General features: G+C 65.8%; 12 protein-coding genes, 1 pseudogene and 1 riboswitch. Of the genes and pseudogenes, 9 read left to right on the top strand and 4 right to left on the bottom strand.

Translation table 11 applies throughout. From position 1 onward, the window contains the following. Nucleotides 1-105 precede the first annotated feature (105 nt). Nucleotides 106-2,520, bottom strand: a pseudogene (locus tag OXR60_RS13255) (Tn3 family transposase); the annotation flags it as partial. A gap of 14 nt (nt 2,521-2,534) precedes the next feature. Between OXR60_RS13255 and OXR60_RS13250 the strand changes: the two are divergent. The 5 genes from OXR60_RS13250 to OXR60_RS13230 all read left to right on the top strand — a co-directional run bounded on the left by OXR60_RS13250 (nt 2,535) and on the right by OXR60_RS13230 (nt 7,212). Beyond that, complete coding sequence (locus OXR60_RS13250; protein ID WP_267396391.1) at nt 2,535-3,263, top strand: malate dehydrogenase; 729 nt, start codon at nt 2,535-2,537, stop codon at nt 3,261-3,263. A gap of 88 nt (nt 3,264-3,351) precedes the next feature. Next, a complete protein-coding gene (locus OXR60_RS13245) occupies nt 3,352-4,224 on the top strand; it encodes a LysR family transcriptional regulator (RefSeq protein WP_019054677.1) in 873 nt (290 codons plus the stop codon). Beyond that, nucleotides 4,221-5,372 (top strand): TDT family transporter, encoded by a 1,152-nt coding sequence (locus OXR60_RS13240; protein WP_107955916.1) that lies wholly within the window; start codon nt 4,221-4,223, stop codon nt 5,370-5,372. The genes OXR60_RS13245 and OXR60_RS13240 overlap by 4 nt, the downstream gene beginning before the upstream one ends. A 106-nt stretch (nt 5,373-5,478) precedes the next feature. Next, the gene (locus OXR60_RS13235) at nt 5,479-6,723 is read left to right on the top strand and encodes a molybdopterin-dependent oxidoreductase (RefSeq protein ID WP_267396390.1); all 1,245 of its coding nucleotides are present in this window, start codon (nt 5,479-5,481) and stop codon (nt 6,721-6,723) included. A gap of 12 nt (nt 6,724-6,735) precedes the next feature. Continuing rightward, entirely contained in the window at nt 6,736-7,212 is a 477-nt protein-coding gene (locus tag OXR60_RS13230) for a hypothetical protein (protein WP_267396389.1), read from the top strand. A gap of 9 nt (nt 7,213-7,221) precedes the next feature. Here the strand turns inward: OXR60_RS13230 and OXR60_RS13225 are convergent, their stop codons facing one another. From OXR60_RS13225 to OXR60_RS13215, 3 genes are all read right to left on the bottom strand, one after another. Then, nucleotides 7,222-8,586 (bottom strand): voltage-gated chloride channel family protein, encoded by a 1,365-nt coding sequence (locus OXR60_RS13225; protein ID WP_267396388.1) that lies wholly within the window; start codon nt 8,584-8,586, stop codon nt 7,222-7,224. 23 nt (nt 8,587-8,609) lie between these two features. Further along, a riboswitch (Fluoride riboswitch) is annotated at nt 8,610-8,686 on the bottom strand. 240 nt (nt 8,687-8,926) lie between these two features. Then, the gene (locus OXR60_RS13220) at nt 8,927-9,367 is read right to left on the bottom strand and encodes a DUF202 domain-containing protein (protein ID WP_267396387.1); all 441 of its coding nucleotides are present in this window, start codon (nt 9,365-9,367) and stop codon (nt 8,927-8,929) included. Then, nucleotides 9,367-10,452, bottom strand: a complete 1,086-nt coding sequence (locus OXR60_RS13215) for a sulfite oxidase (protein ID WP_267396386.1) — start codon at nt 10,450-10,452, stop codon at nt 9,367-9,369. Before OXR60_RS13215 ends, OXR60_RS13220 begins: the two co-directional genes overlap by 1 nt. Before the next feature lie 500 nt (nt 10,453-10,952). Between OXR60_RS13215 and OXR60_RS13210 the strand changes: the two genes are divergently transcribed. The 4 genes from OXR60_RS13210 (at nt 10,953) to OXR60_RS13195 (ending at nt 12,706) form a co-directional block, all read left to right on the top strand. Beyond that, a complete protein-coding gene (locus OXR60_RS13210) occupies nt 10,953-11,453 on the top strand; it encodes a hypothetical protein (RefSeq protein WP_267396385.1) in 501 nt (166 codons plus the stop codon). Between the two features lie 190 nt (nt 11,454-11,643). Further along, the gene (locus OXR60_RS13205; protein ID WP_267396384.1) at nt 11,644-11,919 is read left to right on the top strand and encodes a hypothetical protein; all 276 of its coding nucleotides are present in this window, start codon (nt 11,644-11,646) and stop codon (nt 11,917-11,919) included. 12 nt (nt 11,920-11,931) lie between these two features. After that, a complete protein-coding gene (locus OXR60_RS13200; RefSeq protein WP_267396383.1) occupies nt 11,932-12,225 on the top strand; it encodes a hypothetical protein in 294 nt (97 codons plus the stop codon). A 7-nt stretch (nt 12,226-12,232) separates the two neighbouring features. Next, entirely contained in the window at nt 12,233-12,706 is a 474-nt protein-coding gene (locus OXR60_RS13195) for a DUF6884 domain-containing protein (protein WP_267396382.1), read from the top strand. The last annotated feature ends 653 nt before the right edge of the window (nt 12,707-13,359 follow it).

Here is a 13,359-nt window from a genome sequence, read left to right as displayed (position 1 = left end):
ATCGACCGCGACACCCGGCGCGCGCGGCTTCTCGCCGCGCGGCGCAAACCCGTAGGCAGCCTCAACCGAAAGGGGGTCGGTACATAGAACGGACCCAGATATACGCTAAGGTTTCGCCGGGCCTTCTACGGCGCGGGTCTGGCGGAGCGGCCTGAGGGCTTTCGATGGCGCGTCGGGATCGGTCCAGAGATAATCGCCGGTGAGGTTGATGTGCTGCCAGCCGAGCGGCGAAAGGTGTTGCAGCAGGTCCGGGGAGACCGGCCGGCCGAGGTTGGCGAGATGCTTCCGGGCGGCTTGCAGGTAGGTCGTGTTCCACAGGACGATGGCACCTGCGACGAGATTGAGCGCGCTCGCCCGATGGCTCTGCGCTTGCAGCGCATGGTCGCGGATACGGCCGATCCGGTGGAAGAAGATGGCGCGTTTCAGCGCATTTTCGGCCTCGCCCTTGTTGAGTTCGCGGGTAGCGCGACGCCGCTGTTCGGGCTGCTCGATCCAGTCGAGCGTGAACAGGGTACGCTCGACGCGGCCGATCTCGCGCAATGCGAGTGCCAGGCCGTTGGCGCGGGGATAGGAGCCGAGCCGTTCGAGCATGATCGACGCGCTCACGACGCCGGTGCGGATCGATGTTCCCAGACGCAGCACGTCGTTCCAGTGCGCGGCAATCAGGGCTTCGTCTATCCCGCCCGCGACCAGCGGCGCGATATCGGGTCCGGGCTCAATGCCGTCGAACAGGTGCAGACGGCGCGCGGCGATGTTCGGGATGCGCGGCGCGAATCGAAATCCGAGCAGATGGCATAGCGCGAACACATGATCCGACACGCCCCCGCCATCGACGTGGTGCTCCTCAATATGCAGATCGGCACCGTGGTGGAGCAGCCCGTCCAACACCTGCGCGGCCTCGCTCGCGGACGCCGAGATGACGGTGGAATGGAACGGCGCGTAGCGATCCGAGACATGGCTGTAGAAGGAGACGGCAGGCTCTGCCCCCTTGTGCGGATTGACCGCGCCGGTTGCCTGGGCGCGGCGATCGAGCGGGAAGTTCTGACCGTCCGAACTGGACGAGGTGCCGGACCCGAACAGGGCGGCGAGTGGCGCGGTATGCTGGGCGTCGACCAGACGAGCGAGAGCGCGACCGTAGGTTTCCTCGCGCAGATGCCATGAGGCGAGCCAACCAAGCTGGCGCTGGGTCACGACATTGCAGGCTTCCGCCATGCGCGTGTGGCCCAGATTGGTCGCATCCGCGAGCACCGCCGTCAGGATCGCACGCGGTTCATCGGCGACACGGCCACTTTGCAGATGCGTGAAGCACTGGCTGAATCCGGTCCATCGATCGACTTCAGCAAGAAGGTCGGTGATGCGGATCGCGGGCAGATGGGCATAAAGCGGTGCGAGCGCGGTATCGGCTTCTTCGGGCGTGATCGCCTTCAACGGCGAAATCCGCAGCCTGCCGAGGCTGAGCTGCACGTCTTCCAGCGCGTCCGTCTCCGCCTTTCGCTCGACCTCGGCCAATCGACGGGCAAGGCGGGCGCGTCGTTCGGCCAGCCAGACACCGGCCGTATCCGGTGCCGGGATCGGCAAGGGACCGGCCGCGCGCATGGCAGCGAAGACGGGACCGGAAATGAGTTGTTGTTCGACGGCACGATAGCGCCGGCTTCCCTCGACCCACATGTCGCCGGCGCGCAGCCGGTCGCGAAGCTCCACCAGCACGCACAGTTCATAGGTCCGGCGATCAGGAAGGCCGGAGCCGATCGTCCGACGCCAGGCCTGTCGGATGAAGCCGACCGGCGCATCGGACGGCAGTTTTCGCAAACGACCGAGATGAAGGTCGCGGATGATCGCAACCGCTCGCGCGAGCGCATGGCAGGCCGGCACCGCCCCGAACGTGAACGACGCGATGAATGAGGGGCCGACCTGTCGGAGAACGGGGTAGTGGGTCGCGGCGATCGTGACGGGATCGACGGCATCGGGGCGGATCAGCTTGCGGGCTTCATCGACCTCACGGCCGAGATCGTCCCATCCGATCGCGGCCTCGACCGCAGCGGCGATGTCGCCGCCCGACACCCTGGCGGCAAGCAGGGCATCGCCGAGCCGGGCGAGCAGCCGGATCTTGCCGTTGATGGTGCGCCGGTCGCGCTTGGGCGCGGTGTCCGCGCTGTTCTGCTCGCGCCGGAACATCTGCCCCAACAGGCGGTCGAACATCAGCACCGCATCGTCGGTGAGCGTGACGATAGTTTCGAGTATCGTCGCCACCAGGACCGCGCGACGCCGCGTCGCTTGCAACGTTCGGACATGTTGCGCGGTCAGCCGCGCCCCTTGCTGACAGAGGCGTCGCAGGCGCTCAGGGTGGATGCCCGTAGCGATATCGGGATCGATCCCGATATCGCGGAGCAGCGCGAGCCGCTGGGCGATGATGGCGAACGTCTTACGGCCCGGCTTGCCGGGTGGCTGTCGCACCCATCCGAGGCTGCTCATGTTCGTACCGGCATGATGCAGGAGAAGGGCATCGAGCAGACGGCATTGACATCGATGCGGCCATGCTGGTCGGGTCTCGTCCCCGCTCGAAGGGCATGGAGCGCCGTGATTTGCTCGCTGCCAACGCAGCGATCTTCAAGACGCAGGGCGCAGCGCTGGACGCAGTGGCCAAACGCGACGCCAAGATCCTGGTCGTCGGTAATCCCGCCAACACAAATGCCTGGATCATTGCGCAAAGCGCACCGGGTTTCCCTGCCGAAAACATCACGTCGATGATCCGCCTCGATCACAACCGCGCGCAGGGACAGCTTGCGGCCAAGGCGGGTGTCGGTGTCGATGCGATTACAAAGCTCGTCGTCTGGGGAAACCATTCGCCGACGATGTTTGCCGACTGGGGGAATGCCGAACTCGATGGCCAAAAGCTTGCCGACCGTATCGGAAACGAGGCCTGGTACCGCGAGACCCTGATCCCCACCGTTGCGCAGCGCGGAACCGCGATCATCGAAGCACGGGGTGCGTCCTCGGCCGCGTCGGCAGCAAATGCGGCGATCGACCATCTGCGCGATTGGGTGCACGGCGCAGGCGACAATTGGGTGTCGATGGGCGTGGTGTCAGATGGCTCCTACGGTATCCCGCAAGGGCTGGTGTGCGGCGTGCCGGTGCACTGCAAAAGCGGTGGGTATGCGCGTATCGAAGGACTGATCCTCGATCCATTCCAGCGAACGATGCTTGATCGCACGATTGCCGAACTGGTCGATGAAAGTGAGGCGGTTATCGACATTCTGAAATGACCGATCGGTATATCTGATTGGAATGACCGTAATCTTTGGTTGGTGCGATTGATCTCCGTTCCCTATCATTGGGGCAAGGAGATCGGGCATGACCCTGGAACAACTCAGGATTTTCGTCGGTGTCGCTGAGCGCGAGCACATGACGCGCGCGGCCGAAGCGCTCAATGTGACGCAGTCAGCCGCAAGCGCTGCCATCGCCGCGCTGGAAGCCCGGCACGGCGTGCCGCTGTTCCACCGGGTCGGCCGTGGGATCGAACTGTCCGAAGCGGGCCGCATGTTTCTGGTCGACGCACGCGCAGTGCTTGGCCGTGCCGCCAGCGCGGAACTTGCACTGGCCGAATATGCAGGACTGGAGCGCGGCACTCTGCGGCTAGTCGCAAGCCAGACGATCGCGGGCTATTGGCTGCCCCGCCAGCTGGCCGCGTTCCATGCGCGCTACCCCGCGATCTCAATCGAACTGGCGATCGACAACACCGAGGGGGCCGCGGCGCGCGTGCTCGACGGTGCGGTCGAGCTCGGCTTCGTCGAGGGTGTGATCGACGAGCCCGCGCTCGCGCATTGGACGGTCGCGAACGACCGCATGGTGCTGGTAAGCGACCGCGCAGCCGACACGATCGACGAGGACTGGATCCGCGCCGCACGCTGGATCGTCCGCGAGCAGGGATCGGGCACGCGCTCGTCGTTCGAGGAGGTGCTGCGCCAGCGCGGCGTCGATCCGTCGGACCTCACCGTGGCGCTGATGCTACCATCGAACGAGGCGGTACGTAGCGCGGTCGAGGCCGGGGCGGGCGTCGCGGTGCTGTCGCAGCATGTCGTCGCACCTGCAATCGCGGCCGGCACGTTGCACGATCTACCGCTCGGTCTGCCGCGGCGTCCGTTCTACGCGCTGCGCCATAAAGAGCGGTATCGAACGCGGGCGGCCGATGCGCTGACCGATCTCATCAAGGAGACTGGCAAGTGACCGCCGATCTGAAACCCGTTCTCGATGGCCTGAAGCCCCTCAGCCGGCTCGACTCCCCGCGCGAGATGATCCGGCAGTTCACCCCCAACTGGTTCGCCGCGACGATGGGCACCGGCATTCTCGCGCTCGCCTTGCCGCAGGTGCCGGGCGTCGGCGCATCGCTGCACCCGGTCGGCGAGGCGCTGTGGTACTTCAACATCGCGCTCTTCACGCTGTTCGCCGGGCTCTACACCGCGCGCTGGACGATGTTCGGACACGAGGCGCGGCGGATCTTCGGGCACAACACCGTGTCGATGTTCATCGGCACGATCCCGATGGGGCTGGCGACGATCATCAACGGATGTCTCGCATTCGGCCTGCCGCAGTTCGGCGCGGGCGTGATCCCGATCGCCGAGACATTGTGGTGGATCGACGTCGCGATGTCGCTCGCCTGCGGTGTGGCGATCCCCTACCTCATGTTCACGCGGCACGAACATTCGCTCGACGGCATGACCGCGGTGTGGCTGCTGCCGGTGGTCGCGGCGGAGGTCGCAGGTGCGAGCGGCGGCCTGCTCGCCCCGCATCTGGCGGACGCGCATCACCAGTTCGTCGTGCTCGCAACGTCGTATGTGCTCTGGGCTTATTCAGTGCCGGTCGCGTTCGGCATCCTCGCGATCCTGATCCTGCGGATGGCACTGCACAAGCTGCCGCACGAGAGCATGGCCGCCTCGAGCTGGCTCGCGCTCGGTCCGATTGGCACCGGCGCGCTTGGGATGCTGGTGCTCGGCAGCAACGCGCCCGCGATCCTCGCCGCCAACGGCCTGGGGCAGATCGGCGCGGTAGCGCAGGGGATTGGCACGATTGCCGGGCTGCTGCTCTGGGGTTTCGGTCTGTGGTGGCTGGCGCTCGCGACGCTGATCACGATCCGCTACTGGCGCGCGGGCATTCCGTTCAACCTCGGCTGGTGGGGCTATACCTTCCCGCTTGGCGTCTACACGGTCGCCACCTTCAAGCTCGGCACGACGCTTCAGCTCGGCTTTTTCGGGATCGTCGGCACTGTCCTCACAGTGGCGCTCGCAGCAATGTGGCTGCTGGTCGGCGCCAAGACGGTCGCGGGCGGCTGGCGCGGGAACCTGTTCGTGTCGCCCTGCATCGCCCAAGCCAATTGATGGGCCGAACTGATCGTCCTGTCGGATCGAACCGTCGCATCCGATCGACCCGTACCGGGCAGACCGGCGGACGGGTCGCGCATAAAAGCATGACATCGAAGGGAGAATGCTGGTGGACAGCCTGGATATGAAATTGGCGCAGGCGACGAACCGCCGTCGCTTTCTCTCAGAAGCCGCGATCGGTAGCGGCGCGCTGATCGCCGCACCCGCGCTGGCGCAGAGCATGGTCGATCTGCATCTGCCAGGTGGCCCATCGGAACGGCCCATGACCAGCGCGTTCCCCGGCAAGGGCAACATGATCCTCCAGCGTATCCACCCGCCGTTGCTGGAAACGCCGATGAGCGTGTTCAATGGCGACGTCTTCACGCCGAACGACCAGTTCTTCGTCCGCTGGCACTGGGCCGACATTCCGACCGCGATCGATGTCGAGGCGTTCCGGATCAAGGTGTACGGCGCGGTCACGCGTCCGCTGTCGATCTCGCTCGCGCAACTGCTGAAGCTGCCGCGCGTCGAGTTGGCGGCAATCAACCAATGCTCGGGCAATTCGCGGGCGTTGTTCCAGCCTCCGGTGGCGGGTGCGCAGTGGCGTCACGGGGCGATGGGCAACGCCAAATGGCTCGGCGTGCGGCTGCGGGATGTGCTCGATATCGCCGGCGTGAAGCCGGGCGCGGTCGCGGTGCGGTTCGGTGCGCTCGACCAGCCGGTGGTCGCGGGCGGACCGGATTTCGCCAAGTCGCTGTCGATCGACCATGCGCGCGACGGCGAGGTGATGCTCGCCTTCGGGATGAACGGCAAACAGATGCCGCTCCTCAACGGCTTCCCGGTCCGGCTGATCGTACCCGGCTGGTATTCGACCTACTGGGTCAAGATGCTGAACGACATCGAGGTGCTTGCCGCGCCCGACGACGGTTACTGGATGGCCAAGGCGTACAAGGTGCCCGCCACGCCCGGCGCGAACGTGCGGCCTGGCCAGAAGGATTTTCCGACCGTCCCCATCAACAAGATGATCCCGCGCAGCTGGGTCACGAGCCTCGACGAGGGGCAGGCGATCGCGTTCGATCGCTCGATCCCACTGGGCGGTATTGCGATGGGGGGCGATTGCGGCGTCGCCAAGGTCGATGTGTCGACCGACAACGGCAAGACCTGGTACAAGACGACGCTCGGCCCCGATCACGGCAAATACAGTTTCCGCCGCTGGGATGCGCAGGTTCCACTCACGCATGCGGGCCCAACAAAGCTGATGTCGCGCTGCTGGAACACCGCCGGCATCGCGCAGCCGATGACGCCGATCTGGAATCCGGGCGGGTTCATGCGCGGCAACATCGAAACCACCAACATCGTCGTCGGCTGAGGAGCGCACCGCATGAAAACGCCTTCCATCGGCACGCTGTCGTTCGCGTTCGTCGGCGCGACCGTCGTTCTTCTGCTCGCGATCGGTGCCCCGAACAGCCGCGTCGCCCCGCCGCCTGCGGCCCCGACCGCACCACCGCCGCCAAGCGTCTCGGCGCGCGGCTTTTCGCTGGCGTCCACCTCGGTCGATCTTCCGACCGACGAAGGTCAATATCCCGCCGGCCCGCATGCCGATGTCATCAATGCCAACTGCACGTCGTGTCATTCGGCGAGCATGGCGCTGAACCAGCCACCACTCTCTGGCGACCAGTGGACCGCGGAGGTCACCAAGATGCGCGAGGTCTACAAGGCACCCGTCGCCGCAGCCGACGTACCGGCGATCGTCGCCTATCTGACTGCCATGAGCACGAAGCAGCCGGGCGCCGCGAAGGGCAAGGCACAGGACCCCGATCCGAAGGCTGCGCCCGACGTATCGGGAGGATCAGGTTAAGCCATCAACTCACGACACGCGGTTTTGCGCGCGAAGTGCTGTGCGGCGTGTACGTGTCTCGCGCAGTGTCGCATTGGGCGCCAGACCGTCTGCCGGCACCTTGGGTATCGCAACGCGCTGCGACAGGTAGATGCCGTTGTGGCCCGAGCAGAGATAGGCCACGAAACAGGCGACGGCGATCGGCACCGCATAGGCGGCGCCGAACAGTTCGATTCCCCTGAAGGTGCAGGCGAGCGGGGTATTGGCGGCCCCGGCAAACACCGCGACAAAGCCGATCGCGGCGAACAGGCCCGTCGGCACGCCCAAGAAAGGCGCCAGCGCGTTACCGAGCGCTGCGCCGATGAAGAACAAAGGCGTGACTTCACCGCCTTTGAAACCCGCGCCGAGCGTGACGACGGTAAACAGCAGCTTGATCGCCCAACTCCACCGATGCGTGTCCGGTCCGAAGAAGCTGGCGATGGTAAGGCTGTCGGGCCCCGCTGCCAGGACACCCAGGCCCAGATAGTCGCGCGTGCCGAACAGGAAGACGAGCGCGATAACGACGGCCCCGCCGATCACTGGACGTAGTGGACCATAGGGAACGATCCGCTTGAGCCATCCCCCGACCACGTGGTTGGCTTCGGCGAAGGCCAGACCGACCAGTCCGAATATGATCCCCGCAACACCTGCCTTCGTCACGAGCAGCGCATCGACGGGTATCAACGCACCGATCGGGTAGACACCGTGATGGATACCCCAGGCGAGGCACGTCCAATCGCCGACCAGCGCTGCAACAAGGCAAGGCACCAGCGCGGAATATTCAACGCGGCCGATCGCCAGCACTTCGAGCGCGAAGACCGCTCCTGCGATCGGCGTGCCGAAGACCGCGCCGAACCCGGCTGCGATACCCGTCATCAACAGGATGCGCGTGCCGCCCGCATCGAGGTGGAGCGCGCGGCCGAAACCGCTGGCAAGGCTTCCGCCTAATTGGACGGCGGTGCCTTCACGTCCGGCCGAGCCACCGAAAAGATGCGTCACCACTGTGCCGAAGAAGATGAGCGGCGCCATCCGCAGTGGCACACCGCCGCCCGGCTCGTGGATCTGCTCGACGATCAGGTTGTTGCCGCCTTCCACCGTGCGCCCGGTGACATGGTAAAGGAATCCGACCACGAACCCGCCCACCGGCAGCAGATAGAGCAGCCAAGGCGACGCAAACCGCAGGCGGGTAACGGTATCGAGGCTCAACAGGAACGCCGCACATAGCGTCCCGACGAGTGCCGCCATGGGCAGCAGGATCAGCGCCCAACGTACGACCGAAACGGCATGCTCGTGCCGATTGCGCATGAATGCCGCGACGTTCAGCATGTCGACGAGATTGCGAAAGGTAGCGCGCACAATTCCTCCTTGCTGCCTGACGGCGCCAAGTAGGAATCATCAGCTCATGTCAGAGCGGTTCGGCCAAATTGCCCGGCAGAAATCCAGTGCCGAGATCGATCTATGAGACGTTTGCCCCAACCGTCAATGGGCATGTTGGTCGGGCAAATGCTCGGACCTGTCAGTCGCCAGGGTCTATCTGAGCCCGTTATATGGACCGACCCGGGTACGCTACATGCGGGACCGATCGGTTTCGACCCGCGCGTCGTTTTCGGGCTGCGTCACAAGGGGCGATACCGCACGAAAGCCGCCGATGCGCTGCCGGGTCTGATCGGCCCGTAGCGTGGTTAGCGCTGCTGCGCTACGAGCGCGCCGTCCAGATGCCGACGAGCGCGGCCAGCGACACGAGCATAAGAAACCCGTTCATTACCAGGAGCAACGCCGCTGGCAGGCGCTTGATGTCGGGTCGTGGCGGCGGGGCGCCGGCACCCATCTCGCGCCACACCGCGGCGACAAAGCAAAAGGCGCTGAACAGGATCAGCATGGTCCCGGTCGCCGTCGCCAGCCACGGGAACACGACGTCCTTGAGCAGCGCGCGCGCGCCGATCCCGGAAGCGAGCGCCGCCAGTCCGGTACGCACCCAGGCGGCATAGGTGCGTTCACCGGCGAGGATTGTGCGGTCTGCGGCAAGCTCCGTGCGACGATCAGCGCTGTCCACCTGCTGGACTGCGCTGTCCTTCAGCGTGCTCGCGCTCTCCGCCAGCTTCGCATGGGCCCGATCGGCGTCGTGCGGCGCGTTCATCAGCCGGCGGTGACGGTGATGCGATGCCAAGCGGTCGAGAGATAGCCGGCGAAGTTCCAGATCGCCTCGGGTCGTTCGGGCTGCATCTGCCCGGCACCGTCGACGGCGCGCACGACCAGGACGTGGAGTCCGGGAGACAGATCGACCGTGACGTGCCACTGTGTCCAGCTCCAGGGTGCATCGGGTTCCGTGGTCAGTTCCGCCTGCAGCCAGTCGGTGCCTCCATTGACGGAGACCTCGACGCGAGAGACCGCTCGGCCGAAGGCGATCGCATAGCCCGCGATTCCGCACGCGCCGGCGCCGACATGCCCGCCGTCCACGGGCGAGCAGATCGCAGCGTTGAGCGGCATCTCCTCGATCGTCAGGCCCTCATCCCAGTCTGCGTCCTCCTTCGCTACCGATGCCGGAAAGAGTTTATAGTCCTTGGCCTGGATCGGCGCATCGGATGGGCGATCGCGCACCTCGATGCGCGTCAGCCACTTGGCGCTACGAACGCCCGCATAACCCGGCACGACGAGCCGCAGCGGTGCGCCATGTTCGGGGGCCAGCGCCTCGCCGTTCATCGCCCAGGCGATCAGCACGTCAGGCTCTAGTGCCTTGGCGATCGAGATCGAGGCACCGAACGGCGCCGTCTCACCATCGACATCGACGTCGTCGGCACCCGTAGTGCCGACGAACGACGCGCCGTCCTGGATGCCGGCCGCGGCGAGCACGTCGCGCAGTGCGACGCCGGTCCAAGCCGCATTGCCGATCGCGCCCACGTCCCAGGGATCGCCCGAAGTCTTTTCCACGTCTTGAAGATGTGCCCGACGATTGCCGGCGCACTGCATGGTCGCGGTCACTGTCCGGGTCGCAAATGCCGTTTGAAGTTCGGCGACCGTGTAGGAGCGCGGGCGGTCGACCAAGCCGTCCAGCGCTATACGATGATCGTCGGCCAGCTCCGGCGTAGGTCCGTGACTGCGGATGTAGAAATTCGCCTGCGGCGTCAGGAAGGACGTGATCAGTTTATCCGGAGGCGTTTCCGCATTGAGCGGCTCCGGACAGCGGAGGATTAGATTCTGTTCGGCGCGATCGGATGCGGTCATGCAAGCGGCCTACCATGATGAAATCAATAGCGAAATTGATCGTTTGGCTGGACGATGTCACCCAGACTCTTTCGATAGCCTATCCCTTTCTAGACGGGGGGAGCGATCGCCATGCCGTCGCGCAAGAGGCGCCGAGTGCAAGACAGCCTTTCCCGTAGATCGACTCAATGTGGCTGAGCTTGCTACGACGGCTTTGTCCCAAAAGTCGTCGCTAGGCACCAGGGATGACGGAAAACCCTATCGCCATCGCAGATGCGCGACAAACGGGTGTTTTCGGACACCCAAGCAGACCTGTCGGCGCTTAGCGTATATCTGGGTCCGTTCTATGTACCGACCCCGAAAGGGGATTCTCAGCGGGCACTGGGATGCCGGAAATGTCGTGGGAGCCTTCCGCAACGGGCGCGGCAGCTTCATCGCGAAGGCCGGGACGACGACGAACTAGCTGCTTTTCCCCGCCCGCCACGGCTTCGCCGTGAGAGAGGTGAGGACGCTTTGGCGCTTTGAGCGGCCCGATCCCCGGTCTGCTCGACCGGAGCCCCACCATGACCGAACTTTTCATCATCGGCGCCAGCCCTGCCGAGGAAGATACCGCGCAGCTCGGCCGCACGCCGGACTTTGACCGGCTCAATCGCCTCGAAGTCGACTGCTACCAGGCCGCGCTCATTGCGCACTATGGACCGCCCCCCGAGGGCGCCACCTTCGTCCGCCACGGATCGCACCACGACTTCGGCCGCTACGTCGAACTCGCCATCCGCTTCGATCCTGAAAATGAGCCGGCCTCGACCTACGCTTGCCAGCTCGACGAGGGGCTCGGCCGCTGGTTTCATGCCGGCTTCACCGCACCTGTCGAATATCCCGACAGCACGTCGCCAGTGATCCACCATGCGGATCTCGCCGCTGCGATCCGCTCCGCGATCAGCATCATGCGGCCGCCCTACCCAGACGGCGAACGTGCAATCGCCAACCTGCGCGCCCACTACCCGGAAACGGTCCTTGCCTGATGGCGCGCGACTGCATCCGGCAGCCGCGTCACGTCATCCAGCCACTCGTGATCGGGCGCCAGCCCGATCTCTTCGACGGCCCGACCGTGACGCATGAGCGCCTGCCCAAGCCGATCCCGCACACATGGAGCCGGGATTTCCTTCGCTACCTCCGGGCCACAGGCTCGAACCCAGATTGAGGACGCCGAGCATGACCGACTATTCGAAGCCCGTGCGGGTGCCGATGCCCGCGTGGTCCGACGAGGAGCTGCGTACCCTCGTCGATTTCCGGCGCCGCAACGGTCGCCGCTGGAAGAGCAAGCTGCTTGACCTCTACCTGTTCGGCAAGGATGACAGCGAGCCGAACGGTGCCGGCCTTCGACACATCCGGAACCGCCAGGGTCCAAGCCGGGTCGACGCCTTGAGCAAGGCGACGCTCGACGAGGCTGAAAAGCGCCTCGCGCCGGGCGCCGATGGCCTCGCATAGGAAGACCTCTCGATGAGCCGCCATGATTTCGAGAACGGTCCCGCCCGCGTGTCGATCGGATGGGATGCGCCGCTCGCCTCCTTCTTCCTCCAGGTCTGGACCGGCGAGGAACAGGACGAAGACGACGGTCCGTCCATCTGGCTCGGCGCCTTCTACGGCGAAGCACCGATCCCCGACCCGCTGATCGTCGTCGCTCGCCGGCACGTCCCCGATCTGCCGGCGACGCTGCACCGCCAACTCACCATCGATCAACTTGCCGCCCCGGCGCGACCGCGCCGCCCCGGCCTGATCGATCCTCCGCGATAGGCGCTTCGTGGAATCGCCGATCTATCTCGTCGCCTGCGTCTCGCAGAAGCACGATCGCCCCGCGCGCGCAGCCGATCTGTATCGCTCCGACTGGTTCCGTAAGGCACGAACCTACGTCGAGGAAACCGGCGACCGCTGGTTCGTGCTCTCGGCCGCACACGGCCTCGTGAAGCCCTCGCAACGCCTCGCCCCTTACGACGCCACCCTCCGCGACCTATCGGCCGCAGAGCGGCGTCTGTGGGGCGAGAAGACGGTCCGCCAACTACGACGCGCGATCGGACCTCGCCATGCGGGGCCGATCGTCTTCCTCGCCGGGCGTCTCTACCGCGAGCCGCTGCTCGCCTTCGCCGGCGAGCGCGCTGCCGTTCCCATGCTCGGCATGGGGATCGGCCAGCAAAAAGCATGGCTTGCCGCTCAGATCGCCGAGGGGCGCGAGCGCGCTTGGCGCGCAGCCCAACTGGATCTCTTCCCCACCTCTTAACGGAGGCTGCCATGCCATCCCGACCGTCCCGGCGTCTCGCGGTGCCGGCCGCGCCCGCGCGCGCCCAGCAACTCGAGCTATTCGGCGCGCCTGATGAGCCTCCGCCATCCTACGGCATGGCGGTCCCGCCGTGGTGTGGCCTTGCGGCCTGGCACCCGAACTCGATCGCCAATCGGCGATCATGCGACCGCGCACTCCGCTCTATCATCGGTTCGAGGCGACTGCGCGTCAGCTCACGCGCGAGCGCATCCGGGGCTCGCGCGCTGTCGCCGCGATCGCTGGCGCACCCGCATCGGATCTGAGACGCGGAGCGGCTCCTTGGCGGCGAGGCATGGGAGCCAGCCTGGCCTTCCGCCCCGGTCAGAGGGAGCGCGTCGTCGCGCAACTTGTCGTCACGGTGCCCAGCTCGCGCCCGCGTGGAAGCCTCGATCGGCATCACGACAGCGGCGCTCGATTCTAACAGCTCAGCGGCGTGGATCGCGTGAGACCGACCTATCGGCCTATCGACATCGGGTACGGCGCGCGCGCGGCGTAGGCAGGAAGGCCGGTGCCTGGTCCTCGGAGGGTGGCGGTCATCCTCCATGAAGCCCCGCGCGCCCAGCACAAGGACGTGGCGACACGGAAATCGAAACCGCCTCGGTCGAGGCATCAGG

Source organism: Sphingomonas sp. GC_Shp_5 (assembly GCF_026540855.1).
Taxonomy (GTDB): domain Bacteria; phylum Pseudomonadota; class Alphaproteobacteria; order Sphingomonadales; family Sphingomonadaceae; genus Sphingomonas.
Note: the sequence above shows the minus strand (reverse complement) of the source record. Positions and strands in the feature narration are given on the sequence as shown.